This is a genomic window from Streptomyces sp. DH41, from assembly GCF_029813785.1.
In the GTDB taxonomy this organism is placed as follows: Bacteria; Actinomycetota; Actinomycetes; order Streptomycetales; family Streptomycetaceae; genus Streptomyces.
The window spans coordinates 157,482-180,771 of sequence record NZ_JARVKY010000011.1; the positions used below are offsets into that span (position 1 = coordinate 157,482).

Annotated in this window: 19 protein-coding genes; 11 read left to right on the forward strand and 8 right to left on the reverse strand. The window is 72.3% G+C overall.

Annotation, left to right across the window (positions count from 1 at the left end):
- Window positions 1-131: 131 nt before the first annotated feature.
- On the reverse strand, window positions 132-2,351 hold the full coding sequence (locus QC283_RS19690; RefSeq protein ID WP_279562882.1) for an MMPL family transporter: 2,220 nt from the start codon (window positions 2,349-2,351) through the stop codon (window positions 132-134).
- Window positions 2,352-3,178: 827 nt separating this feature from the next.
- Window positions 3,179-3,751 carry a TetR/AcrR family transcriptional regulator gene (locus QC283_RS19695; protein WP_279562883.1) on the reverse strand — a complete coding sequence of 191 codons (573 nt, stop codon included), beginning with the start codon at window positions 3,749-3,751 and terminating at the stop codon, window positions 3,179-3,181.
- 97 nt (window positions 3,752-3,848) lie between these two features.
- On the opposite strand from QC283_RS19695, the gene QC283_RS19700 reads away from it, so the two are divergent.
- Entirely contained in the window at window positions 3,849-4,724 is an 876-nt protein-coding gene (locus QC283_RS19700) for an SCO6745 family protein (RefSeq protein ID WP_279562884.1), read from the forward strand.
- A gap of 76 nt (window positions 4,725-4,800) precedes the next feature.
- On the opposite strand, the gene QC283_RS19705 is transcribed toward QC283_RS19700, so the two are convergent.
- On the reverse strand, window positions 4,801-6,075 hold the full coding sequence (locus tag QC283_RS19705) for a Cmx/CmrA family chloramphenicol efflux MFS transporter (protein ID WP_279562977.1): 1,275 nt from the start codon (window positions 6,073-6,075) through the stop codon (window positions 4,801-4,803).
- Between the two features lie 148 nt (window positions 6,076-6,223).
- Here QC283_RS19705 and ligA point away from each other — a divergent pair, with 148 nt between their 5' ends.
- From ligA to QC283_RS19730, 5 genes are all read left to right on the forward strand, one after another.
- Window positions 6,224-8,344, forward strand: a complete 2,121-nt coding sequence (ligA, locus tag QC283_RS19710; protein WP_279562885.1) for an NAD-dependent DNA ligase LigA — start codon at window positions 6,224-6,226, stop codon at window positions 8,342-8,344.
- A 127-nt stretch (window positions 8,345-8,471) separates the two neighbouring features.
- A complete protein-coding gene (locus QC283_RS19715; RefSeq protein WP_279562886.1) occupies window positions 8,472-9,818 on the forward strand; it encodes an enolase C-terminal domain-like protein in 1,347 nt (448 codons plus the stop codon).
- Window positions 9,815-10,630, forward strand: coding sequence for an SDR family NAD(P)-dependent oxidoreductase (locus QC283_RS19720; protein WP_279562887.1), 816 nt, complete (start codon window positions 9,815-9,817; stop codon window positions 10,628-10,630). The genes QC283_RS19715 and QC283_RS19720 overlap by 4 nt, the downstream gene beginning before the upstream one ends.
- 29 nt (window positions 10,631-10,659) lie before the next feature.
- Window positions 10,660-11,652, forward strand: coding sequence for an aldo/keto reductase (locus QC283_RS19725; RefSeq protein ID WP_279562978.1), 993 nt, complete (start codon window positions 10,660-10,662; stop codon window positions 11,650-11,652).
- Window positions 11,649-12,497 (forward strand): amidohydrolase family protein, encoded by an 849-nt coding sequence (locus QC283_RS19730; protein WP_279562888.1) that lies wholly within the window; start codon window positions 11,649-11,651, stop codon window positions 12,495-12,497. The genes QC283_RS19725 and QC283_RS19730 overlap by 4 nt, the downstream gene beginning before the upstream one ends.
- A gap of 60 nt (window positions 12,498-12,557) precedes the next feature.
- Here the strand turns inward: QC283_RS19730 and QC283_RS19735 are convergent, their stop codons facing one another.
- Together QC283_RS19735 and QC283_RS19740 are read right to left on the reverse strand one after the other, a co-directional pair.
- On the reverse strand, window positions 12,558-13,274 hold the full coding sequence (locus QC283_RS19735; protein WP_279562889.1) for a GntR family transcriptional regulator: 717 nt from the start codon (window positions 13,272-13,274) through the stop codon (window positions 12,558-12,560).
- 42 nt (window positions 13,275-13,316) lie between these two features.
- On the reverse strand, window positions 13,317-13,958 hold the full coding sequence (locus QC283_RS19740) for a CatB-related O-acetyltransferase (protein WP_279562890.1): 642 nt from the start codon (window positions 13,956-13,958) through the stop codon (window positions 13,317-13,319).
- 122 nt (window positions 13,959-14,080) lie between these two features.
- Between QC283_RS19740 and QC283_RS19745 the strand changes: the two genes are divergently transcribed.
- The 3 genes from QC283_RS19745 (at window position 14,081) to QC283_RS19755 (ending at window position 16,523) form a co-directional block, all read left to right on the forward strand.
- The gene (locus QC283_RS19745) at window positions 14,081-15,289 is read left to right on the forward strand and encodes an MFS transporter (protein ID WP_279562891.1); all 1,209 of its coding nucleotides are present in this window, start codon (window positions 14,081-14,083) and stop codon (window positions 15,287-15,289) included.
- Window positions 15,290-15,373: 84 nt separating this feature from the next.
- On the forward strand, window positions 15,374-15,955 hold the full coding sequence (locus tag QC283_RS19750) for a sugar O-acetyltransferase (protein WP_279562892.1): 582 nt from the start codon (window positions 15,374-15,376) through the stop codon (window positions 15,953-15,955).
- A gap of 10 nt (window positions 15,956-15,965) precedes the next feature.
- Window positions 15,966-16,523, forward strand: a complete 558-nt coding sequence (locus QC283_RS19755) for a TetR/AcrR family transcriptional regulator (RefSeq protein WP_279562893.1) — start codon at window positions 15,966-15,968, stop codon at window positions 16,521-16,523.
- 80 nt (window positions 16,524-16,603) lie between these two features.
- On the opposite strand, the gene QC283_RS19760 is transcribed toward QC283_RS19755, so the two are convergent.
- The 3 genes from QC283_RS19760 to QC283_RS19770 form a co-directional block, all read right to left on the reverse strand.
- A complete protein-coding gene (locus tag QC283_RS19760; RefSeq protein ID WP_279562894.1) occupies window positions 16,604-17,902 on the reverse strand; it encodes a YeeE/YedE family protein in 1,299 nt (432 codons plus the stop codon).
- Window positions 17,903-18,336: 434 nt separating this feature from the next.
- Window positions 18,337-20,238 carry a molecular chaperone HtpG gene (gene htpG, locus QC283_RS19765; protein WP_279562895.1) on the reverse strand — a complete coding sequence of 634 codons (1,902 nt, stop codon included), beginning with the start codon at window positions 20,236-20,238 and terminating at the stop codon, window positions 18,337-18,339.
- Between the two features lie 243 nt (window positions 20,239-20,481).
- Window positions 20,482-21,081, reverse strand: a complete 600-nt coding sequence (locus tag QC283_RS19770; protein WP_279562896.1) for a GNAT family N-acetyltransferase — start codon at window positions 21,079-21,081, stop codon at window positions 20,482-20,484.
- A 301-nt stretch (window positions 21,082-21,382) separates the two neighbouring features.
- Here QC283_RS19770 and QC283_RS19775 point away from each other — a divergent pair, with 301 nt between their 5' ends.
- Together QC283_RS19775 and QC283_RS19780 are read left to right on the forward strand one after the other, a co-directional pair.
- Window positions 21,383-22,255 carry an SGNH/GDSL hydrolase family protein gene (locus QC283_RS19775; protein ID WP_279562897.1) on the forward strand — a complete coding sequence of 291 codons (873 nt, stop codon included), beginning with the start codon at window positions 21,383-21,385 and terminating at the stop codon, window positions 22,253-22,255.
- A 27-nt stretch (window positions 22,256-22,282) separates the two neighbouring features.
- Window positions 22,283-23,239: a GlxA family transcriptional regulator gene (locus QC283_RS19780; RefSeq protein WP_279562898.1), complete on the forward strand. Its 957-nt coding sequence runs from the start codon at window positions 22,283-22,285 to the stop codon at window positions 23,237-23,239.
- The last annotated feature ends 51 nt before the right edge of the window (window positions 23,240-23,290 follow it).

The window sequence follows — 23,290 nt, forward strand, 5'->3', positions numbered from 1 at the left end:
CCGCTCTGCGTCCTGCCGTCCTGACGTCCTGCCGTCCTGCCGTCCTGCCGTCCTGCCGTCGAGCACACCGGCACGCGAAGGCCCCGGTGGCCTGGAAGGGTTCCAGGTCACCGGGGCCTTACGCGTGGATGTCAGACTCCGGCCGTCTCCGGCTCGCGGGCAGGCTCCGGGGGCGCGGCGGTGTCACCGAGCTCCTTGTGGAGCTTCTCGCCCTCCACGTCGACGTTCGGCAGCAGTCGGTCCAGCCACTTGGGGAGCCACCAGGCCTTGGTGCCGAGCAGGGCCAGCACGGCGGGCACGATGGCCATGCGGACCACGAAGGCGTCGAAGAGGACCGCGATCGCGAGGCCGAAGCCCATCATCTTGATCATGTTGTCGTCCTCCATGATGAAGCCGGAGAAGACGCTGATCATGATGACCGCGGCCGCCGCGACGACCCGGCCTCCGTGGGTGAAGCCCGTGGTCACGGATTCGGCGGCGGACGAACCGTGGACGTACGCCTCACGCATGCGTGTCACCAGGAAGACCTCGTAGTCCATGGCCAGGCCGAAGACCACGCCGATCATGAAGATGGGCATCATCGACATGATCGGGCCCGGCTGGTCCACCCCGAAGAGGTCCGCGAGCCAGCCCCACTGGAACACCGCGACCACCGCGCCGAGCGCCGCGGCCACCGAGAGCAGGAAGCCGAGGGCCGCCTTGAGCGGGACGAGGATCGAGCGGAAGACCAGCATCAGGAGCAGGAAGGCCAGGCCGACGACCAGGGCCAGGTACGGGATGAGCGCGTCGTCCAGGGTCTGCGAGAAGTCGATCGTCATCGCGGTCGCGCCGGTGACCAGCATGGTCGCGCCCGTCTCGTCCTTGATGCCGCCGGACAGCCCGCGGATGTCCTTCACCAGCGACTCGGTGGCCGCCTCGCTCGGCCCCGTCTTCGGCACGACCGTGAGGACGGCGGTGTCGCCCGCCTCGTTGAAGTTCGCCGGGGTGACGGCCGCGGCCTCGCCAAGGCCCGTGATCTCCTTGCCGACGGTGTCGGCGGCGGCCTTCGCGTCGTCCGCGTCCCGGGTGTCGATGGTGACCATCAGCGGGCCGTTGAACCCGGCGCCGAAGGACTCGGACAGCATGTCGTAGGCCTTGCGCTGGGTGGTCTCGGGCGCGGAGCTGCCCTCGTCGGGCAGGCCCAGCTCCATGCTCGCGGCCGGCACGGCGATGGCGCCGAGGCCGAGCACCGCGGTCAGCAGCACGGTCACCGGTCGCCGCAGTACGAACCGGGCCCAGCGGGTGCCGAGCTTCGGCTTGGCGGACTCGTCGCGCTGTCCGGCGGGCGCCTTGCGGTCCTTGCGGCTGAGCGCCTTCTTGCCGGCGAAGCCGAGCAGCGCCGGGGTGAGGGTGAGCGCGATCAGCACGGCGATGCCGACCGTGGCCGCGGCGGCCAGGCCCATCTTGGTGAGGATCGGGATGTTGACCACCGCGAGGCCCCCCAGGGCCACGATGACGGTGAGTCCCGCGAAGACGACCGCGGAGCCCGCGGTGCCGACCGCGCGTCCCGCGGCGTCCTCGGGGGTGCGGCCCTCGGCGATCTCCGCGCGGTAGCGGGAGACGATGAACAGGGCGTAGTCGATGGCGACCGCGAGGCCGATCATCATGGCGAGGGTGGAGGTGGTGGCGGAGAGTTCGAGCGTGCTGCCGAGCGCCCCGATGCCGGAGATGCCGATGCCGACACCGATGATCGCCGAGAGCAGGGGCATGCCCGCCGCGACGAGCGAGCCGAAGGTCAGCAGGAGCACGATCGCGGCGACGCCGATGCCGATCAGCTCGGCGGTGCCGCCCATCTCCTGCTCGGCCATGACCGCGTCGCCGCCGGTCTCGACGATGAAGCCGTCGCCGCGCGCGTCGTCGGTGGCGGCGGTGAGCGCGTCCCGGGCCTGGTCGGTCAGCTCCATGGCGTTGACCTTGTACGTCACGGAGGCGTACGCGGTCGTGCCGTCCTCGCTGACGGCGTCCGCCTCGAACGGGTCGGCCACCGAGGCGACCTGCGGTCCGTTGCCGAGGGCCGTCACCAGTTCCTCGACCTGGTCCTTGCCGGCCGGGTCGGAGATCTTCCCGCCGTCGGGGGCGCGGATGACGACGCGCGCGGTGGCGCCCTCGGCGCTGGCGGCCGGGAAGCGCTCGTCGAGGAGGTCGAACGCCTTCTGGGACTCGGTGCCGGGCATGGAGAAGGAGTCTTCGGGCGGGGCGGGCGCCGTGGACGCGGCGACGCCGGCGCCCACGAGTATGGCCACCCAGAGCAGGGCGACGAGGCCGCGGCGCCGGAACGCGCGTCGGCCGAGCCGGTAGAGGAACGTAGCCACCTGGGACCAACCTTCGGATTATGGGCAGGACGAAGACCCGGCACATGGGGGGAAGGCGGAGGCGCTGACCGGGGTACGTTTCCATGCTCACCCGGGGGGTCCCGCGTTTGATCCGACCCTGGGTCTGGACCGGCGTACTCCACAGGGTGTAGTGCGCCCCGGCGCCCCTCTCCCCCGGGTGTAGACCGCGGCGATGTGTGTACGCCGCACTTCGTTGCCGCGGGCAGCCGATGCCTTTCAGCCGGTCACCGGGTCGCGCTGCCTGTCCGGTCCGCGGCGGGCCCTCGTCCGCATCGGGAACTCCCGCGTCCCCGAGTGCGTCCGCCGTGGGTACGGTGCTCCGGAGGCGCAATGCGCGCTCCGTCCCCCCGGACGGGTCACCTGGCGCATCGGCTACTGGGGGACGGCCACCCTCCGCCACTGCTTCCGGGATCCGGCGCCGTCGGAGCACGACGAGGTGTTCGGGCCGGGCACCGCCCAGGGCGCCGTGGAATGACTGCGCGGACTGCACGAGCGGTGGTGGGCGCGGCTGGACGGCCTCACCGACGCCGAACTCGACTCCACCGAGAGGACCGCGACCCTTCCCCGGGGCGCGGGCATGTCCCTGGCGGACGTGGCGGGCTGGGTCAACGTCGAACTGACCAAGAACGTCCCGGAGATCGGACTCCCGCGCATCCTGCGCGGCGCCCGGAACGCCCACCCCTGACCACGGCGCGGACGCGGGTGCCTTCGACGCCGGCGGCGGGCCTTCCGTCCGGCGGCTGAGTGCCGCGCACCGGGTTGCCTTCGCTCCCTCGGCACCTGCCGCATGGCGCCGTACGGACGAGTCAACCCGTCGCGGAGTCTCCGGCCGGCCGGAACATGTCGCCCGTCAGCGCGCGAAAGGCCTCTTCGGGGTCCTGCCCGTCCAGCAGGCCGTCCAGATTGTGGGAGAGCAGCAGCGACGCGAAGCCGTGGGCCATCGACCAGGCCGCCATGAAGCCGACGGCCGGATCGTCGGCGTAGCCCGCCACCGCCACGCGGAGCCGGCTCCGCGTCCGCTCGCGCGCCGCGAGCAGTTCCGGGTCGTCCGGGCGGAGGAGTTCCGGCCGGAACATGACCTGGAAGTGCGCCGGGTGCGCGATGGCGAACCGCACGTACCGGACGCCCAGGTCACGCAGGTTCCTCGTCTCGCCGAAGGTGGCGGACAGGAGGCCGTACCCCTCGGTCGCGATGGCGGTGAGAAGGCCCGCGCGGTCCCCGAAGTGGTGTGCGGGCGCGGCATGGGAGACGCCCGCGCGACGGGCCAGGCCGCGCAGGGACAGGGCTGCCGGGCCCTCGGTGGCGATCACGTCGAGGGCCGCGGTGAGCACGGCCCGTGGCAGGTCTCCGTGGTGGTAGGCGGCGCGTTCTGCGGTCATGGGAGCAGGTTAGCGCAATCTAGTCATTGACTAGACTCGGCCCCGAATGCCAATCTGGTCACTGACAAGATGTGAGGGTCGCGAGAAGAGAAGAGTCATGGACATCACGGGTATCGACCACGGACGTGTTCGGCAGATGTGGCACCTTCTGGAGCCCCTGCACGCCGTCGTCTACTACGCGCCGCAGGTCTTCGAGGAGGCCGAGTCGCTCGGCTACGACACCGGCGAGCGCTGGCCGAGCTACTTCGCCTGGCGGGCGGCTCCGCTCGGGGCGCCCGGATGCCGTCGGGTGACCTCCGCGTTCTACAGCTTCAGCCCGGGCCTGGTCGCCGAGCACGTTCCCGGCGCCTGGGAGACCGCCGCACCGGACAAGGTGATCGAGGCCCGTACGCGCGGTGTCGACCGGGCGTACGGCGCGCTCATCGGTGAGCGGACGGGCGGCCCCGACATCAGGGAGGCCGCCGCACTCGCCCGCCGGGCGGCACAGGCCGCGCCCACCGAGGGCCGCCCACTCGCCGCCGCCAACGCCGCGCTGCCCTGGCCCCGGGAGCCGCACCTCGTGCTGTGGCAGGCCGCGACGATCCTGCGCGAGCACCGCGGCGACGGTCATCTCGCCGCTCTCCTGACCGCGGGTCTCGACCCGGTGGAGGCACTGGTGTCCTTCGCCGCGGTCGGCGCGGCACCGGCCGGCGTCTTCGCGAGCCGCGGCTGGAGCGAGCACGAGTGGGCTGCCGCCGGCGAACGGCTCCGGAGCCGGGGACTCCTGGCGGCCGACGGCACCGCGACCGAGGCCGGCCGCGCCCTGCGGGCCGAGGTCGAGCGCCGCACCGACGAACTGGCCGCCGCGCCCTGGCAGGCACTCGGCGCCGAGGACACCGCGCGGCTCGCCGAGCTTCTCGGACCGGTCTGGCTGGATGTGCTCGGCTCCGGACTGCTGCCCCGCGAGACCACGCTCGGCATCGGCAAGGTGTGAACCCAGGCGCCGGGAAAGCGTCCCGGCGGGCGCCGGGCCGATGACGACGAGTGCCGCGTCCGCGCTCCGGTACGCGTCACACCCGCTGGGTCTGATCCGCGCCGGCGGGCTCGGTGGCCAGGCCGCCTTCCGCGCCGGCGGGCTCGGTGGCCAGGCCGCCTTCCGCGCCGGCGGGCTCGGTGGCCAGGCCGCCCATCACGATGCGCGACCGGCTGTGCAGCCGCAGCGAGACGGCGGCGAACGCGATCGCGACCAGGGTCATCGCTCCGCCCGCCCAGGCCGTGGCGGTGTAGCCGAGGCCCGCGTCGATCACCGTGCCGCCGAGCCAAGGGCCGCCGGTGTTGCCCAGGTTGAACGCGGCGGTCGTCGTCGCGCCCGCGAGGGTGGGCGCGACGCCGGCGACGTTGAACATCCGCGCGTTGAGCGCCGGCGCGGTGTAGAAGGCGGAGACACCGAGCAGCAGGGAAAGGACGATCACGGCGGCGGGGCTCGACGCGAACAGCGCCAGAGCGGCCAGCAGCACGGTCGAGGCGGTGATGCCGGAGAGCAGCACGCCGAACAGGTGCGCGTCGGCGACCCGGCCGCCGACCGTGGTGCCGATCAGCGCGCCGATACCGAACAGCGCCAGCACGCCGGGCACCCAGCCGTCGGCCAGTCCGGCCACATCGGTGAGCAGCGGCGCGAGGTACGAGAAGGCGCAGAACACGCCACCGGCGGCGAGCGCGGTCATCACGACGGACAACCAGACCTGACGGTCGCGGTAGATCGCCAGCTCGCTCTTCAGCCGGGGCCGCCGCTCGGGCAGCGGAATCCGCGGGATCAGGGTCACGACACCCACGAGCGCGACGGCGGACGCCGCCCCCACGGCCCAGAACGCGGACCGCCATCCGAGGTGCTCACCGAGGAACGCGCCCACCGGGACACCCAGGACGTTGGCGATCGACAGTCCGCCGATCATCACGGCCATCGCGCGGGCGCGCGAGGTCTTCGGCACCATCGCGATGGCCACGGCGGCACCCACCGCCCAGAAACCGGCACACGCCAGGGCGCTCACGACCCGTGAGACGAAGAGGATCTCGTACGTGGTCGCCAGCGCGCCCGCGATCTGGCCGAGGCCGAACACCGAGATCAGCGCGACCAGCGTGATCTTCCGCGGCAGCCGCAGGGTCGCGACCGCGAGCAGGGGCGCGCCGACCACCATGCCGATCGCGAACGCGGATATCAGCAGCCCGGCTTGCGGGATGGACACGTCCATGTCGTCGGCGATGGGCGGCAGCAGTCCGGAGAGCATGAACTCGCTCGTGCCGAGCGCGAAGACGGAGAGGCCGAGAATGTAGACGGCGAGCGGCATGCGGGATGCTGCGGGCCGTGCGGAAGATGCGGGCATGACAGATGTCAACGAAGCGCTTCTTCCCTCCATTCCCCCGCGAAGGGCCGTCTCACGATGCGGCGGGCGGTGGCCGGGCCGATTGTCAGTGGTGGGCGGCATGATGCCCCCCATGACGACTCCCGCAGCAGTGATCGTGGACGCCGCCGCCTACGCACAGGCGGTCGAGGATGCCGCGCGTGCGGCGGCCGCCTATTACGCGGGCGGCTCCTCGCCACTGGACGACGACACCTACGACCGGCTGGCGAGAGGTATCGCCGCGTGGGAGGCCGAGCACCCCGACGAGGTGCTGCCCGACTCCCCCACCGGGAAGGTCGCCGGCGGTGCGGCCGAGGGCGACGTCCCGCATATGGTGCCGATGCTCAGCCTCGACAACGTGTTCTCACCCGAGGAGTTCACCGCCTGGACGGCGTCCCTGGCCCGTCGGCTGGACCGGGAAGTCACCCGGTTCTCCGTGGGTCCCAAGCTGGACGGGCTCGCGGTCGCCGCCCGCTACAGCGGTGGCCGCCTCACCCGGCTGATCACACGCGGGGACGGCACGGCCGGGGAGGACGTGTCGCATGCCATCGGCACCGTCGAGGGACTGCCCGAGACGCTGGCCGAGCCGGTCACCGTGGAGGTGCGCGGCGAGATCCTCATGACGACGGCCCAGTTCGAGCACGCCAACGAGGTGCGCACAGGCCATGGCGGCCAGCCGTTCGCCAACCCGCGCAACGCCGCGGCGGGCACGCTGCGGGCGAAGGAGCGCGCCTACACGGTCCCGATGACGTTCTTCGGGTACGGCATGCTGCCCCTGCCCGAGACGGAGGCCACGCTCGCCGGGCGCCTGGAGGAGCTCGCGCACAGCGACCTGATGGCGACGGCGGCCGGGCTCGGTGTGCACACCAGCGCCGGGACGGCGGTCCCGGACGTCGTCGTCCAGACGCCGGAACAGGTGGTGGCCCGGGTCCGGGAGATCGCCGCGCTGCGTGCTCAACTGCCGTTCGGCATCGACGGGATCGTCGTCAAGGCCGACCTCGCCGCCGACCGGCGGGCCGCCGGATCGGGCTCCCGGGCGCCACGGTGGGCGATCGCCTACAAGCTGCCTGCCGTGGAGAAGATCACCCGGCTGCTGGAGGTGGAGTGGAACGTCGGCCGCACCGGCATCATCGCCCCGCGCGGCGTCCTGGAACCGGTGGTCATCGACGGCTCCACGATCACCTACGCCACCCTGCACAACCCGGCCGACATCACCCGTCGCGGTCTGCGCCTGGGCGACCACGTCATGGTGCACCGCGCCGGTGACGTCATCCCCCGCGTCGAGGCACCGGTCGCCCACCTGCGCACGGGTGAGGAGCGGCCGATCACGTTCCCCGAGCTGTGCCCGCGCTGCGGTTCGGACATCGACACGAGCGAGGAGCGCTGGCGCTGCGCACAGGGCCGCAACTGCCATCTGGTCGCCTCTCTCGCCTACGCCGCGGGCCGCGACCAGTTGGACATCGAGGGCCTGGGCACCACCCGTGTCGTCCAGCTCGTCGAAGCCGGTCTCACCGCCGACCTCGCCGATCTGTTCACCCTCCGGCGCGAGGAACTGCTCGGCCTCGAGCGGATGGGTGAGACCAGCACCGACAACCTGCTCGACGCGATCGCCAAGGCCAAGGAGCAGCCGCTGTCACGGGTGCTGTGCGCGCTCGGCGTCCGGGGCACGGGCCGGTCCATGTCCCGGCGCATCGCCCGGTACTTCGCCACCATGGACCACATCCGCGCCGCCGACGCCGACGCGATGCGGCAGGTCGACGGCATCGGGTCGGAGAAGGCGCCCTCGATCGTCGCGGAGATCGCCGAACTGGCCCCGCTCATCGACAAGCTCGCCGCCGCCGGTGTCAACATGACGGAGCCCGGCGCCACCGCGCCCCCGGCCGCCGGCGCCGACGGCGAAGGCGAAGGCGAAGGCGAAGCCTCGGGCGAAGGGGAAGGTGCGGCCGCGGCGCCGGCACAGGGCGGCCCGCTGGCGGGGATGCGGGTGGTGGTCACCGGTGCGATGACCGGAAGTCTGGAGAAGCTCTCGCGCAACGAGATGAACGAACTCATCGAGCGGGCCGGCGGGCGCTCCTCCTCCAGCGTCTCGAAGAAGACGACGCTCGTCGTCGCGGGCGAGGGGGCCGGTTCCAAGCGGGCCAAGGCCGAAGAGCTCGGCATCCGCCTCGCCACGCCGGACGAGTTCGCCATACTCGTCGCCGGCCTCCTCGACTGAGCCGGCGCGACACCGACCTCCGACTTCGAAGAATCCTATGGGATCTGCCGCCCTCTTGACGAGGCGATCCCACCTGTCACACCATCAGGGCGGCAGAATCCTATTTGATTCCAATGGGGAAGCGACCATGACCGCGGCGCGCATCACCGAAGTCGACGTGATCGACATCCGTTTTCCCACCTCGCGCGAGCTCGACGGCTCCGACGCGATGAATCCCGATCCCGACTACTCGGCCGCGTATGTGATCCTGCGGACCGACGCGGGCGACGGACTGGAGGGCCACGCGTTCGCCTTCACCATCGGGCGCGGCAACGACGTGCAGGCCGCGGCCATCGCCGCGCTGCGCGATCACGTCGTGGGTCTGTCCGCCGAGGCGGTGTGCGCCGATCCCGGTTCGCTCTCCCGGGCCCTGGTCGGTGACAGCCAGCTGCGGTGGCTCGGCCCGGAGAAGGGCGTGATGCACATGGCGATCGGTGCCGTCGTCAACGCGGTGTGGGACCTGGCGGCCAAGCGCGCGGGCAAACCCGTGTGGAGGCTCCTCTCCGACGCCGAACCGGAATGGCTCGCGGACCAGGTGGACTTCCGCTACATCGAGGACGCCCTCACCCGCGAGGAGGCCGTGGCCCTGCTCCGAAAGGGCAAGGACGGCGCCGCCGGGCGCGAGTCCCGGCTCCTGGCGAGCGGCTACCCGGCGTACACCACCTCTCCCGGCTGGCTCGGCTACTGTGACGACAAGGTGGTCCGGCTCGCCGAGCGGGCGGTCGCGGACGGCTTCACCCAGATCAAGCTGAAGGTCGGCGCCGATCTCGCCGACGACGTCCGCAGGATGCGCGCGGCGCGCGCGGCCGTCGGCCCCGGTGTCCGGATCGCCCTCGACGCCAACCAGCGCTGGAACGTCGCCGAGGCCGTCGAGTGGACCAACGCGCTGGCCGAGTACGCCCCGTACTGGATCGAGGAGCCCACCAGCCCGGACGACATCCTCGGGCACGCGACCGTACGCAGGGGGGTGGCCCCGGTCAAGGTCGCCACCGGTGAGCACGTCCACAACCGCGTCGTCTTCAAGCAACTCCTCCAGGCGGAGGCGATCGACGTACTGCAGATCGACGCGGCACGGGTGGGCGGGGTCAACGAGAACCTGGCGATCCTGCTCCTCGCCGCCAAGTACGGCGTCCCGGTCTGCCCGCACGCCGGCGGCGTCGGCCTGTGCGAGCTGGTGCGCCATCTGTCGATGTTCGACTACGTGGCACTGACCGGTACGACCGAGGACCGCGTGATCGAGTACGTGGACCATCTGCACGAGCACTTCAAGGACCCCGTGACCCTCGTGAACGGGCACTACGTGGCTCCCACGGCGCCCGGCTTCTCCTCGGAGATGCACGCCGCGTCGATCGCGGCGTATCACTATCCGGGCGGCGCCTTCTGGGTCACCGACGCCGCCGGCCTCGCCCAACCCCAAAAGGAGACGGACCGATGAGCGAACTCTCCGGATTCAGAGCCCTGGTGACCGGCGGCGCGTCCGGCATCGGCAGGGCCACCGCCGGTCTGCTGGCCGCCCGCGGCGCGGACGTCGCCGTACTGGACCTCGATCCGCTCGGCCTCGATCCGCTCGACCTCGACTCGCTCGACTCCGACCCGCTCGGCCTCGGTCCGCCGGCTGCGGGCGAACCCCTGCGCGGGTACCGTGCGGACGTGTCCGACGACGCCTCCGTACGGTTCGCCGTCGCCGCCGCCGCCGAGGAGCTGGGGGGCCTCGACATCCTGGTCAACAACGCCGGCATCGGCGCGGTGGGAACGGTCGAGGACAACGACGACGCCGAGTGGCACCGGGTCCTGGACGTCAACGTCCTCGGTATGGTCCGCACCACGCGCGCGGCCCTCCCCCATTTGCGCGCCTCCGCGCACGCCGCGGTCGTCAACACCTGCTCGATCGCGGCCACGGCCGGGCTCCCGCAGCGCGCCCTGTACAGCGCGAGCAAGGGCGCGGTCCTGTCCCTGACCCTGGCCATGGCGGCGGACCACGTCCGGGAGGGCATCCGCGTCAACTGTGTCAACCCCGGTACGGCGGACACGCCCTGGGTCGGCCGACTCCTCGACCGGGCGGCGGACCCGGTCGCCGAGCGGGCGGCGCTGGACGCCCGGCAGCCCATGGGCCGGCTGGTCACCGCCGAGGAGGTCGCCGCAGCCATCGTGTATCTGGCGAGTCCGGCCGCCGCCTCCGTCACCGGCACCGCGCTCGCGGTGGACGGCGGGATGCAGGGCCTGCGGCTACGGCCGGAGGGACGGTGACGCGGCCGGACGGGAGCGGTGACGCGGCGCTGCCGAGCCGCGTCCTCGGCCGCAGCGGCGTGCCCGTCACCGCCCTCGGCTTCGGCGCAGCGGCCGTCGGCGGTCTCTACGAGGACGTGGGCGAGGAGGAGGCCGCGGCCGCCGTGGACGCCGCCTGGGAAGCGGGCGTCCGCTACTTCGACACCGCCCCGCACTACGGCCTCGGCCTGTCGGAGCGCAGACTGGGCGAGGCCCTCGGGGCCAGGCCCCGCGACACCTTCACCCTGTCCACCAAGGTGGGACGGATACTCGTCCCGCACGAGGGCGGCGGTGACGACCTGGCCCACGGTTTCGCCGTGCCGGCCACCCACCGGCGGCGGTGGGACTTCAGCGCCGACGGTGTACGCCGCTCGCTGGAGGACAGCCTCACCCGCCTCGGGCTCGACCACGTCGACCTCGTCCTGCTGCACGATCCGGACGACCACGAGGAGCAGGCGTTCCGGGAGGCCTATCCGGCCCTCGAGGAGCTGCGGGCGCAGGGAGTCGTACGGGCGATCGGCGCGGGAATGAACCGGACGCGGATGCTGACACGCTTCCTGACGGACACGGACGTGGACGCCGTGCTCTGCGCGGGGCGCTACACCCTCCTCGAACAGGGCGCGCTGGACGGCTTGCTGCCCTCCGCGGCGGCGGCCGGCAAGAGCGTGATCGTCGGCGGAGTGTTCAACTCCGGCCTGCTGGCCGACCCCTCGCCGGGCGCCACCTACGACTACGCGGCGGCACCCCCGGACCTGCTGCACCGGGCCGTTCGGATGCGCGACGTCGCCGAGTCGGAGGGCGTGCCGCTGCGCGCGGCCGCGCTGCGCTTCCCCTTCGGACACCCGGCGGTCGCCTCCGTCCTGGTCGGGGCTCGGTCGGCCGCCCAGGTCCGGGACGCGGCCGAGCAGTTCCGCCGGCCTTTCCCCGACTCCGTGTGGGAGGGCCTGCGGGCGCGGGGACTGTTGCCGGGTGAGGTGCCGGTCCCGGCCGGGGCGGTGTCATGAGTGTCGTCGACGCCCACCACCACGTCTGGGACCTCGGTGTACGCGACCAGGAGTGGATCACCGGTCCGGAACTCGCCCCGTTGCGCCGCTCGTTCCTCCTCGCGGATTTCGAGACCGAGGCCCGCGAGGCGGGGGTGGTGGCGTCGGTGCTCGTGCAGACGGTCACCGTGGCCGAGGAGACCCCGGAGCTGCTGGCGCTGGCCGCGGACAGCGAGGTGGTCGGCGCGGTCGTCGGCTGGACCGATCTGACGTCAGCCGGGGTCGCCGACGAACTGGCGCGGCTGCGCTCGTTGCCCGGCGGCGGCTTCCTGCGCGGCATCCGGCACCAGGTCCAGGCGGAGCCGGACCCGGACTGGCTGACCCGGCCCGAGGTGCTGCGCGGGTTGCGCGCGGTCGCGGCGGCCGGACTCGTCCACGACCTCGTCGTCCTCCCGCACCAGTTGCCGTCGGCGACGCGGGCGGCAGCCGCCGTCCCCGGACTCACCTTCGTCCTCGACCACCTGGGCAAACCACCGATCGCGTCGGGTCGCCGGGAACCGTGGGCCCGCCATGTGCGTGCGCTGGCCGCCCTGCCGAACACGGTCTGCAAGCTCTCCGGCATGGTCACCGAGGCGGACCGGCGGTCGTGGACGGTCGACGACCTCAGGCCGTACGCCGACACGGTGCTCGACGCCTTCGGTCCCCGGCGGCTCATGTTCGGCTCCGACTGGCCGGTGAGCACCCTCGCCGCCCGCTACGGCGATGTCCTCGCCGCCACCCGGGAGTTGACCGGCTCGCTCACCGAGCCCGAGCGTGACGAGGTGTGGTCGGGCACCGCCCGGCGGGTCTACCGCGTCAGCGCATGACCGGGCGACCGGCACCGGCGTCCACGGCGGGTGGCCGACGCCGTGTCGGCCCGGCCGGAGTCAGCCCGGCCCGAGCCGGCTGAGCCGGCGCTCCAGGCTCCGGGTGAGGTGGTCCGCCATCGCCTCGGCGGCGCGTTCGGCCCTGCGGCGCAGGATCGCGCGCACCACGCGCTCGTGCTCCGCGAGGGTCGGGGCACCGTCGCTCTGGAGGTTGCTGAGGCGGAAGATGTGCAGATGGGAGTGGAGCCGCTCCACCGCGTCCGCGAGCAGGGGCCGATGGGCGGCCTCGGCGACCGCGTCGTGGAATCGCTGGTCCTGAGCGGCGAAGTCCCGGTAGGCGGCGTACGGTCCGGCGGGGCCGGGGTGGGCCTGCATGTCCTCCAGGATCGCCTCGACCGCGTCGAGCTGTGACTCGTCGGCGTTGCGGGCGGCCAGGGCGGCGGCTCGCGGTTCGAGGAGCAGCCGCATCTCGAACAGTTCCTCCACCCCCCGCCGGGTCAGCAACTCGGTGGCCCGGTACCCGGACAGGGAGCGCTTGACGACGAGACCGTCGGACTCCAGCCGGGCCAGGGCCTCGCGCACGGGGGTCGGTGAGACGTTGAGCGTGCGGGCCAGGGCCTCGATGCCGACGCGGGCGCCGGGGGCGATCTCATGGTCCATGACCATGGCCTTGATGTCCTCGTAGACGCTGTCGGACAGCACCTGCCGGACCGGCACCGCCGGCGCCCCTCTCGCCCCGGACGCATCGTCGGAGACGGACGGGTCGTGTGCCGGCATCCGGGGCTCCTCAGTGCGCTGTGCGTTACGGCGAGCGCCAGTTTAACGAGGTGGGGCGGCCGCTTCGAGGTCGGCGACGGTGCCCGACATGATGGTCCGCACATGCTGGGTGATGTGGTCGGCCGGCCGGTCCCACCAGGCCACCGCGAGCAGCCGGGCGATGTCCCCGTCGCCGAAACGGGTGCGGATGAGACGGGCGGGATCGCCGCCGACGATCCCGTGGTCGGGCACGTCCCGGGTGACCACGAAGCCCGCGCCGGCGATCGCGCCGTGTCCGATCCGTACGCCGGGCATGACCGTCGCGCCGTGCCCGAACCAGACGTCGTTGCCGACGACGGTGTCGCCCCGGTTCGGCAGGCCGGCGAGCAGGTCGAAGTGCTCGGCCCAGGAGCCGCCCATCGTGGGGAACGGGAAGGTCGAGGGGCCGTCCATACGGTGATTGGCGCCGTTCATGATGAACCGGGTGCCGGTCCCCAGCGCGCAGAACCTGCCGATCACGAGCCTCTCCGGGCCGTAGTGGTAGAGCACGTTGCGCGTCTCGAACGCCGTCGCGTCGTCCGGGTCGTCGTAGTACGAGTACTCCCCCACCTCGATCAGCGGCGAGGTCACCAGCGGCTTGAGGAGCACCACCCTCGGCTGCCCGGGCATCGGACGGAGCACCGTCGGGTCTGCGGGCACGGGCATGTCGGGCGGCTCCTCGAGGATCGCGTGTGGTGACTCGGCCCCATGATCGCCGCTTCGGAGCTCGCGGTACACCGGTTTGTCACGAGTGTACGTTCGTACGCTTGCGCCTGTAGTCTCCGCGCATGACTGTTGACGTTCTGCGCCGGCCCACCCTGGCCGAACGGCGGGCTCGCGTGGCCGTCGCCGTGCTGTTCTTCACCAACGGGGCCCTGTTCGCCAACCTTCTGCCGAGGTATCCGCAGATCAAGGCGGACCTCGGTATCGGCAACGCCGCCTACGGGCTGGCCGTGGCGGCGTTCCCGGCGGGCGCCATCGCGGCCGGGCTCGCGGCCGGCCTGGTCGTCCGCCGGTTCGGCTCGGCGCGGGTGGCGGTCGGTGGCACGCTGCTGACCGGAGTGGGCATCCTCGCCGCCGGCCTGGCCGACTCGGTGGTGCTGTTCGCGGGCGCCCTGCTGCTGGCCGGAGCGGCGGACGCCTTCACCGACGTCGCGCAGAACGCCCACGGTCTGCGGGTACAGCGCCGCTACGGACGCTCCATCATCAACTCCTTCCACGCCATCTGGTCCATCGGCGCCGTCGCCGGCGGGTCCATGGCCGCCGCCGCGATCGCGCTCGACATCTCCCGGGGCGGGCACCTGCTGTTCTCCGCTGTGGTGTTCGCGGTCGCGGCGTGCGTCGCCCTGCGGTTCTGTCTGCCCGGTCCCGAGGCCGAACCGGAGGAGCAGGCCGGCGCCGAGGGCCACGCGCCGCGGCAGGCCCGGCGTGCGGCGCCGGGGGCGCGTACGGGCTACGTACTCGCCGCGCTGGTCCTCATCGCCACGGCCGGCACGCTCGTCGAGGACGCGGGGAGCTCCTGGGCCACCCTCTACCTCTCCGACTCACTGCACGCGTCGGTCGCGCTGGCCGCCTCCGGCTATGTCGCCCTGGTCGGGGCCCAGTTCGTCGGCCGGCTCATCGGTGACCGGCTGGTGGACCGGTTCGGCCAGCGCGCGGTGGCCCGCTCCGGCGCTCTCGTCGCCGCGGCCGGCATGGGCCTGGCGCTGGCCGTGCCCACGGTGCCCGGGACGATCCTCGGGTTCGCGGCGGCCGGATTCGGGGTGGCGACCCTGGTTCCGGCGGCGATGCACGAGGCCGACGAGTTGCCCGGCCTGAAGCCCGGGTCGGGGCTGACCATGGTCTCCTGGCTCATGCGGCTGGGCTTCCTGCTCTCCCCGCCGATCGTGGGGCTGGTCGCCGACGCGGCGAGCCTGCGGGCGGGGCTGCTGGTGGTGCCGCTCGCGGGGGTTCTCGTCCTCGCGTGCTCCGGTGTGCTCCAGTCCCGCCGGCGCTGAGCGCAGCCACCGGGCGGGGCGTTCCCCAGGCGACACGCCACCCAGGAGTGTACGTTCGTACGCCTCAGGGGTACGATCGTGCGCATGCCGACGGACTACTTCGCGCAGGACCCTCGCACGAACCTCGAACGCATGGAGGCGGGCGACCTCTACATCGCCGACGATCCCGAGATCGCCCGCAGGCAGCAGCAGGCCGTGCGGCTGGCCGCCCGCTACCAGGCCGCCTATGTGGAGGACGCGGCGGCCGCGCAGCCGATCCTCGCCGAACTGCTCGGCTCTCTGGGCGCCGAGGCGCACGTGCGGCCACCGCTGTACGTCGACTACGGCAGCAACATCACGATCGGCGCGCGCACCTTCGTCAACTACAACCTGACCGCGCTGGACGTCGCGGCGATCACCATCGGCGAGGACTGCCAGATCGGGCCGGGCGTCCAGCTGCTCACCCCCACGCATCCCCTGGAGGCCGAGCCCCGGCGGGACAAGCTGGAGGCCGCCCGGCCCATCACCATCGGTGACAACGTCTGGCTGGGCGGTGGCGCCGTCGTCCTGCCCGGCGTGACCATCGGCGACAACTCCGTCATCGGCGCCGGAGCGGTCGTGACGAAGGACGTGCCCGCGGGCGTCGTCGCCGTCGGCAACCCGGCCCGCCCGGTGCGGAAGGTGTAAGCCTGCTCCCATGGCAACGGGACACACGGATCCGCAGCGGCGCGAACGCATCATCGCCGCCACACTCGACCTGATCGCCGAGGAGGGCATCGCGCGCGTCTCCCACCGGAAGATCGCCACCCGCGCCGGGGTCCCCCTGGGCTCGATGACCTACCACTTCAGCGGCATCGACCAGTTGCTGCGGGAGGCGTTCGGCCGCTTCACCGACCACATCGTCGCCGTGTTCGACGCCCACCTCGGCGCGGCGGCCGACCGCGAGCAGGCCCGGGAAGCGGTGGCCGACCTCGTACACCTCCTGTCCGAGGGAAGCCGGCGGGACCTGGTGCTCACCCAGGAGCTGTACACCCTCGCCGCGCGCCAGCCGGCCTACCGGGAGCTCACCCACGAGTGGATGCGCCGCAGCCGTGTCCACCTGGAGAAGCACTTCGACCCGGACACCGCCCGCCAGCTCGACGCCCTCATCGAGGGTCTGACGCTGCACCGTGCGCTGGCCCGTGAGCCCCACGGCAGGGCACTCACCCTGGAGGCCATCGCCCGCGTCACCACCACGGAGCGGCGCGCCCCGTAGCCGCCCGTGCGGCACAAACCTGACCCCTGTGCCGCACGGGCACCCCCTGTTCCGGTGATCGGCGTCGCCCGGCTCGGGTGTCAGCAGACGCCGTCGCCCGGCTTGGGGTTGCCCAGGCCGAACAGGGGACGCAGCTTGAGGCCCACCCAGGTACCGGCCAGCGCGAAGGCTCCCCACAGCCAGCCGCTGAGGCTGCCCGAGGCGATGCCCGCCAGATAGGCGCCGATGTTGCAGCCGCCTGCCAGGCGGGCGCCGATGCCCATCAGCACGCCGCCGAGGACCGCCGCGAGCGCCGTGCGCCAGGGGATGCGCCGGTGCAGGGCCCAGGTGCCGCCGACCGCGGCCGCGAGAGCCGCGCCGATCATGATGCCGATGTCGGTGAGGCTGGTCTTGTCGGCGAGTACCGGGCCCGCCAGCATCTCCGCGTTGCCCGGCCGCTGCCACCACGTCCAGTTCTCCGGGTGGCCGCCGAGCGCGCCCACGAGCTCCGAGCCCCACAGGCTGAAGGCGCTCGTGACGCCCCAGGCGCCGCCGGAGACCAGCAGGACGCCCGCGCCGAGCACGGCCAGCGCGAGGGCGCCGGCGGCCAGCGGCCAGGAGCCGCGCAGCGCCCGGACGGCCGCACCGCGCGCCGAGGGCACGGCCCCGAGGGGCGGCGGGTTGCGGCGGGCCTGGACGCGCCGCGTGACCAGCACCACGAGGAGCAGCGCGAGGATGGTCACGGCCCAGGAGCCGAGCCATCCGATGTGGTCGGACATGACGACGGGTTCCCAGGCCGGGAGGTCCTTCCACAGGTCGAACTGCCAGGCGGCGAGGGTGGCGCCCGCGATGAAGCCGCCGAGGGTCAGCACCACCGACCCCTGTCCCGAGCCGACGGCGAAGAGGGTGCCCGAGGCGCAGGCGCCGCCGAGCTGCATGCCGATCGCGAAGAGCACCGAGCCGGCGAGAAGACCGACCCCGATCGACCCGGCGGACGGGGCCGGCTGGGAGCCGAAGAGTCCGGTGCCCGTGCCGATGAGCAGCGCGAACAGGGTGGCCGTGGTGCCGAGCAGCAGGGCGTGTGCCCGCAGCCCGGCTCCGTTGCCGACGGCGACCAGCTGCCGCCAGGCGGACGTGAAGCCGAACCGGGAGTGGAAGAGGGCGACGCCCAGGCCGAGGCCGAGCAGGAGCAGTACGCCCGGTTTGGCGCCGTGCGCGGACCACACGTAGGCGGTCAGGGCCACGGCGAGCAGGCCGGACACCGCGAGTGGCGTCCGCCGCACCGGGGGCAGGGGCGGCGCCTCGGGCCGTGCCGAGGAGGTCGGGGACGGGGAGAACAGGGCGGCGGGCGCGCGCGGCGGCGCGGCCGGGGTCGACCCGGCTGGGGGCGCGGTGGTCACGGAAGATCTCCGGGGTGGTGCGCGGGGACGGCGGGCGGTGGCGCTGACGGACCGGCGGCATGGATGACGCGGCCGGTGTGGGGGTCAGCGGCGACAGAGGCCGTCGTCGACGCACCACGCCGAGTTCGCGAAGAGCGCGAGGCACAGCAGCGGAGCCGATGCATACATGCGTGCGAATATACGGAATGCGGCGCTCCGCACGCCAGGCTGTCTCGCCATGCGGATGGCGAGGTGGACAGGGGGCGTCCCGGAGCGCCTCCCGGGCGACGCCGCCCTCCGTTCCTCACGGGTCAGCGGCCGACCGTCGCACGCGCCTGCGGCGTGCGCGTTCGATCACCACCGGCCTGCCCCTGCCGGGGTTCCTGCCGTAGCCCCGTTCCCCGAACGCCACGATCTCGTGGCGTTCGGGGCGGGCCCGGCACGGACCGGCGTGGTTACAGCGTGCGCTCCAGGCGGTCGGCGACCAGCTTCACGAAGCGGGCCGGCTCCTGCGGCCGGCCTCCCTCGGCGAGTACCGCCAGGGCGTGGAGCAGTTCGGCGGTCTCGGTGAGCTCCGTCCGGTCCTGCTGCCCGGTGTAGGCCCGGTTGAGGGACTTCACCAGCTGGTGCTCCGGGTTGAGTTCGAGGATCCGCTTGGCGTGGGGCACCTCCTGGCCCATCGCCCGGTACATGTTCTCCAGCGCGGGCGTGAGTTCGTTCGCGTCGGAGACGACACAGGCCGGCGAGACCGTGAGGCGCGAGGAGAGGCGGACCTCCTTGACGTCCTCGCCCAGGTGCTCCGTCATCCAGCCGAGCAGGCCGGCGTACTCCTCGCCCTGCTTGTCCTTCTCGGCGTCGGTCTTCTCGTCCTCGGCGCCGCCGAGGTCGATCTCGCCCTTGGCCACCGAGCGCAGGGGCTTGCCCTCGTACTCCCCCACCGCGTCGACCCACACCTCGTCGACGGCGTCGGTGAGCAGCAGGACCTCGACACCCTTGGCCCGGAAGGCCTCCATGTGCGGGGAGTTCTCGATGGACTGCCGGGACTCGCCCGTCATGAAGTAGACGGCGTCCTGGCCGTCCTTCATCCGCTCCACGTAGCTCTTCAGCGTGGTCGGCTCGTCGGCGTCGTGCGTGCTCGCGAAGGAGGAGGCGGCGAGGATCGCGTCGCGGTTGTCGGAGTCGGTCACCAGTCCTTCCTTGAGGACGGCGCCGAACTCCCGCCAGAAGGTGGCGTAGCGGTCCGGCGCGGACGCCATCAGGTCCTTGACCGTGGCCAGGACCTTCTTCGTCAGGCGGCGCTGGATCATGCGGATGTGGCGGTCCTGCTGGAGGATCTCGCGGGAGACGTTGAGCGAGAGGTCCTGCGCGTCGACGACGCCCTTGACGAAGCGGAGGTACGGCGGCAGCAGTTCCTCGCAGTCGTCCATGATGAAGACGCGCTTCACATAGAGCTGTACGCCGCGCTGGTATCCCTGGGTGAACAGGTCGTGCGGGGCGTGCGAGGGCACGAAGAGCAGGGCCTGGTACTCGAAGGTGCCCTCCGCCTGCAGCCGGATCGTCTCCAGCGGTTCGCGCCAGTCGTGGGCGATGTGCTTGTACAGCTCGTGGTACTCGTCGTCGGACACCTCGTCGCGGGGACGTGCCCACAGTGCCTTCATCGAGTTGAGCGTCTCGGCCTCGGCCGCCTCGGCGCCGTCCTCGGCCGGCTCCGGCAGCAGGCGGACCGGCCAGGTGATGAAGTCCGAGTAGCGCTTGACGATCTCCTTGATCTTCCACTCGGAGGTGTAGTCGTGGAGCTGGTTCTCGGAGTCCGCCGGCTTGAGGTGGAGGGTGACGGAGGTCCCCTGCGGCACCTCGTCGACCGTCTCCAGGGTGTACGTGCCCTCACCGCGCGACGTCCAGCGGGTGCCCTTCGTCTCACCGGCGCGGCGGGTCACCAGGGTGACCTCGTCCGCCACCATGAAGCCGGAGTAGAAGCCGACACCGAACTGTCCGATGAGCCCGTCGGCCCCGGCGGCGTCCTTGGCCTCACGCAGCTCCTGCAGGAACTTGGCCGTACCCGAGTTGGCGATGGTGCCGATGAGGTGTGTGACCTCGTCGTAGGACATCCCGATGCCGTTGTCCCGCACGGTGAGGGTGCGGGCCTCCTTGTCGACGTCGAGTTCGATGTGGAGGTCGGTCACGTCGACATCGGGAGCGTCGTCCCGCAGGGCGGCCAGGCGCAGCTTGTCCAGCGCGTCCGAGGCGTTGGAGACGAGTTCGCGCAGGAAGACATCCTTGTTCGAGTAGACGGAGTGAATCATCAGCTGCAGGAGCTGACGCGCCTCTACCTGGAACTCAAACGTTTCGGTCGACATGGCTGGTGAGTACCTCACGGGTCCGCGGTCGTGTGAACTGACGGTAGTCACCTTAGAACAGCCCGGGTTCCCGTCGCCGCCGCGTCCAGCGGGGCAACGGCCGTCTCCCTCGCCCGCGGCCGCAGGTCGGACTCCGCCTCCCACTCACCGTCGGGCAGGGCGCGGAGGTCTCCCCGTGCCTCGGACAGGAGCCGTGCCGGCTCCAGACGCCGTTCGCCGGCGGACGGTGCCGGCCCCGCTCCGTCAGCGGCCGGGCTTCCGGAGCATGCACCAGGTCCGCGGGCCGTCGTCCGGAAGGCTCACCTCCGCCGTCACCTCGAAGCCGAGGCGTTCGTAGAACCGCACGTTGCCCGTGTCCGAGGTCTCCAGGAAGGCCGGGAACCCCGCGCGCTCGGCGGCCTCCAGACCGGGCCGGAGCACCGCGGTGCCCAGACCGGCGCCCTGGGCCCGCGGCTCCACCCCCACCGCGGCGAGGAACCACACCGGCTCACCGGGCCGGTGCGGCGCCAGCGCGCGCTCGGCGGACTCCAGTGCCACCGCCCGGTCGCCCGCCAGCTCGGCGACCAAGGGCCCGACCTCGGCGAAGGCCGGCCCCGGGTCCCGGTCCGGGGTCGTCCACGCGGCGACGGCCCGTCGGTCGTCGGTGACCCAGGCACGCCCGTACGCCATCGCGACCCGCGCCAGGAAGAGTTCCTGGAAGCGGCGCACGCGTTCTTGGTGGTCGTCGGCCGCGACCACGTGCCGGGTGAAGGGGTAGTCCGCGAAGGCACGGGCCAGCGTCCGTACGGCGGCGGGTACGTCGTCGTGGGTCGCGGGGCGGACCTGGGGCGCGGGGTCGGGCACGGTGTTCCTCCAGGAGGAGTTCGAGGGCGGGAGCGCGTCCGCGCCAATGATCATCTCGCCTTGTCGGCATATCCTCACCGCACGCCTCGAGGGTGGGCAACGTCTTTCCGCGTCCGGCCGACTCCCCCTCCACGGGTCCGGAAGTTCGTTCGACTCCGGGCGATCCGCTGCAAGAAGTTGCGTCGACAGCGTTGACGCAAAGTCAGGGCACGTGCACATTACTTAAAAGTAGAACTGATCGGTAACCACCGGTCGTACTCCCGCACCCCTCCCCCGCCCAGGTCCCGAGAAGAGAGAGCCCATGCCGAAGCATGCCCTGCGCCGTGTCATGACCGCGACAGTAGCCGCCGTCGGCACGCTGGCCCTCGGTCTCACCGACGCCACCGCGCACGCCACGCCCTCCCTGGACTACGTCGCTCTCGGCGACAGCTACAGCGCCGGCTCGGGTGTCCTGCCCGTCGACCTCACCAACCTGCTCTGCCTGCGCTCCACGGCGAACTACCCCCACGTCATCGCCGACACCACGGGCGCCCGTCTGAAGGACGTCACCTGCGGCGCCGCCCAGACCGCCCACTTCACGCAGGCCCAGTACCCGGGCGTCGCTCCCCAGGTGGACGCCCTCACCTCCGGCACGGACCTGGTCACGCTGACCATCGGCGGCAACGACAACAGCACGTTCATCAACGCCATCACGGCCTGCGGCTCCGCGGGCGTCCTCAGCGGCGGCAAGGGCAGCCCCTGCAAGGACAGACACGGCACGTCCTTCGACGACGAGATAGACGCCAACACCTATCCGGCGCTCAAGAACGCTCTGCGCAGCGTGCGCGCCAAGGCTCCCAACGCCCGCGTGGCAGCCCTGGGTTACCCGTGGATCACGCCGGCCTCCGCCGATCCGTCCTGCTTCGCGAAGCTGCCGATCGCCGCCGGTGACGTGCCCTACCTGCGGAGCATCCAGGCGCACCTCAACGCCGTCGTCGAGCGTGCCGCCGAGGAGACCGGGGTGACCTATGTGGACTTCTCACAGGTGTCCGAGGGCCACGACGCCTGCGAGGCCGTCGGAACCCGGTGGATCGAACCGCTCCTCTTCGGCCACAGCCTCGTCCCCGTCCACCCCAACGCCCTCGGCGAGCGGCGCATGGCCGAACACACCATGAAGGTCCTCGGCCTGAGCTGATCGGCGTCCCCACGTACGCTGTCCCGCGTGCCGTCCTCCCCCCTGCGTCGCGTCGCCGTCCTCGTGCTCGAGGGTGCCAAGCCGCTCGACGTCGGTATCCCGGCGCAGGTGTTCACGACGCGGGCGAGCATGCCGTACGAGGTACGGGTGTGCGGCGCGGAGCCCGGCCTCGTCACCGGCGGTGACGGCCTGTCGTACCACGTCGCCCACGGCATCGACGCGCTGGCCTGGGCCGACGTGGTCTTCCTCCCCGGGTACCGGTCCCCCGACCTCGACGATCCGCCGCGGACCGTCGTCGAGGCGCTGACGGCGGCCCACGACCGGGGCGCGAGGCTCGCCGCCATCTCCACGGGCGCCTTCGCGCTCGCCGCCACGGGCCTGCTCGACGGCAGACGCGCCACGACGCACTGGCACTACACGCGGGCGCTCGCGGCGAGGCATCCTCGCGTGCGGGTCGACGAGAACGTGCTGTTCGTGGACGAGGGCAGCGTGCTGACCTCCGCCGGCGCCGCCTCCGGCATCGACCTGTGCCTGCACATCCTGCGCGGCGACCTCGGGGTGGCCGCGTCGAACCACACCGCCCGTCGCCTGGTCGCGGCCCCGTACCGCAGCGGTGGTCAGGCGCAGTACGTGCCGCGCAGCGTTCCGGAGCCGCTGGGCGAGCGGTTCGCCGCCACCCGCGAGTGGGCGCTGCGCCGGCTCGGCGAGCCCCTCACCCTGGAGACACTCGCCCGGCACGCGGCGGTGTCGGCGCGCACGTTCTCGCGACGCTTCGTGGAGGACACGGGATACACACCGATGCAGTGGGTCATGCGCGCCCGCATCGACATGGCCCGTGAGCTGCTGGAGCGCTCGGAGCGGAGTGTCGAGCAAATCGCCGCCGACGTCGGTCTCGGCACCGGTGCGAACCTGCGGCTGCACTTCCAGCGCATCCTGGGCACGACACCGAGCGATTACCGGCGCACCTTCGCCCAGGGCGGGTAGCCGCCGCCTCCGCACGGTCCCCGGATTGGCGAGAACCTTGCGAACCGTGGC

Bases quoted from the DNA above. Each gene is read 5' to 3' on its own strand.
- QC283_RS19720 (WP_279562887.1), top strand. From the start codon at position 9,815: ATGAGCGAACTCTCCGGATTCAGAGCCCTGGTGACCGGCGGCGCGTCC.
- QC283_RS19705 (WP_279562977.1), bottom strand. From the start codon at position 6,075: ATGCCGCTCGCCGTCTACATTCTCGGCCTCTCCGTCTTCGCGCTCGGC.
- QC283_RS19700 (WP_279562884.1), top strand. From the start codon at position 3,849: ATGGACATCACGGGTATCGACCACGGACGTGTTCGGCAGATGTGGCAC.
- QC283_RS19775 (WP_279562897.1), top strand. From the start codon at position 21,383: ATGCCGAAGCATGCCCTGCGCCGTGTCATGACCGCGACAGTAGCCGCC.
- ligA (WP_279562885.1), top strand. From the start codon at position 6,224: ATGACGACTCCCGCAGCAGTGATCGTGGACGCCGCCGCCTACGCACAG.
- QC283_RS19735 (WP_279562889.1), bottom strand. From the start codon at position 13,274: ATGCCGGCACACGACCCGTCCGTCTCCGACGATGCGTCCGGGGCGAGA.
- QC283_RS19745 (WP_279562891.1), top strand. From the start codon at position 14,081: ATGACTGTTGACGTTCTGCGCCGGCCCACCCTGGCCGAACGGCGGGCT.
- QC283_RS19730 (WP_279562888.1), top strand. From the start codon at position 11,649: ATGAGTGTCGTCGACGCCCACCACCACGTCTGGGACCTCGGTGTACGC.
- QC283_RS19755 (WP_279562893.1), top strand. From the start codon at position 15,966: ATGGCAACGGGACACACGGATCCGCAGCGGCGCGAACGCATCATCGCC.
- QC283_RS19750 (WP_279562892.1), top strand. From the start codon at position 15,374: ATGCCGACGGACTACTTCGCGCAGGACCCTCGCACGAACCTCGAACGC.
- htpG (WP_279562895.1), bottom strand. From the start codon at position 20,238: ATGTCGACCGAAACGTTTGAGTTCCAGGTAGAGGCGCGTCAGCTCCTG.
- QC283_RS19695 (WP_279562883.1), bottom strand. From the start codon at position 3,751: ATGACCGCAGAACGCGCCGCCTACCACCACGGAGACCTGCCACGGGCC.
- QC283_RS19740 (WP_279562890.1), bottom strand. From the start codon at position 13,958: ATGCCCGTGCCCGCAGACCCGACGGTGCTCCGTCCGATGCCCGGGCAG.
- QC283_RS19715 (WP_279562886.1), top strand. From the start codon at position 8,472: ATGACCGCGGCGCGCATCACCGAAGTCGACGTGATCGACATCCGTTTT.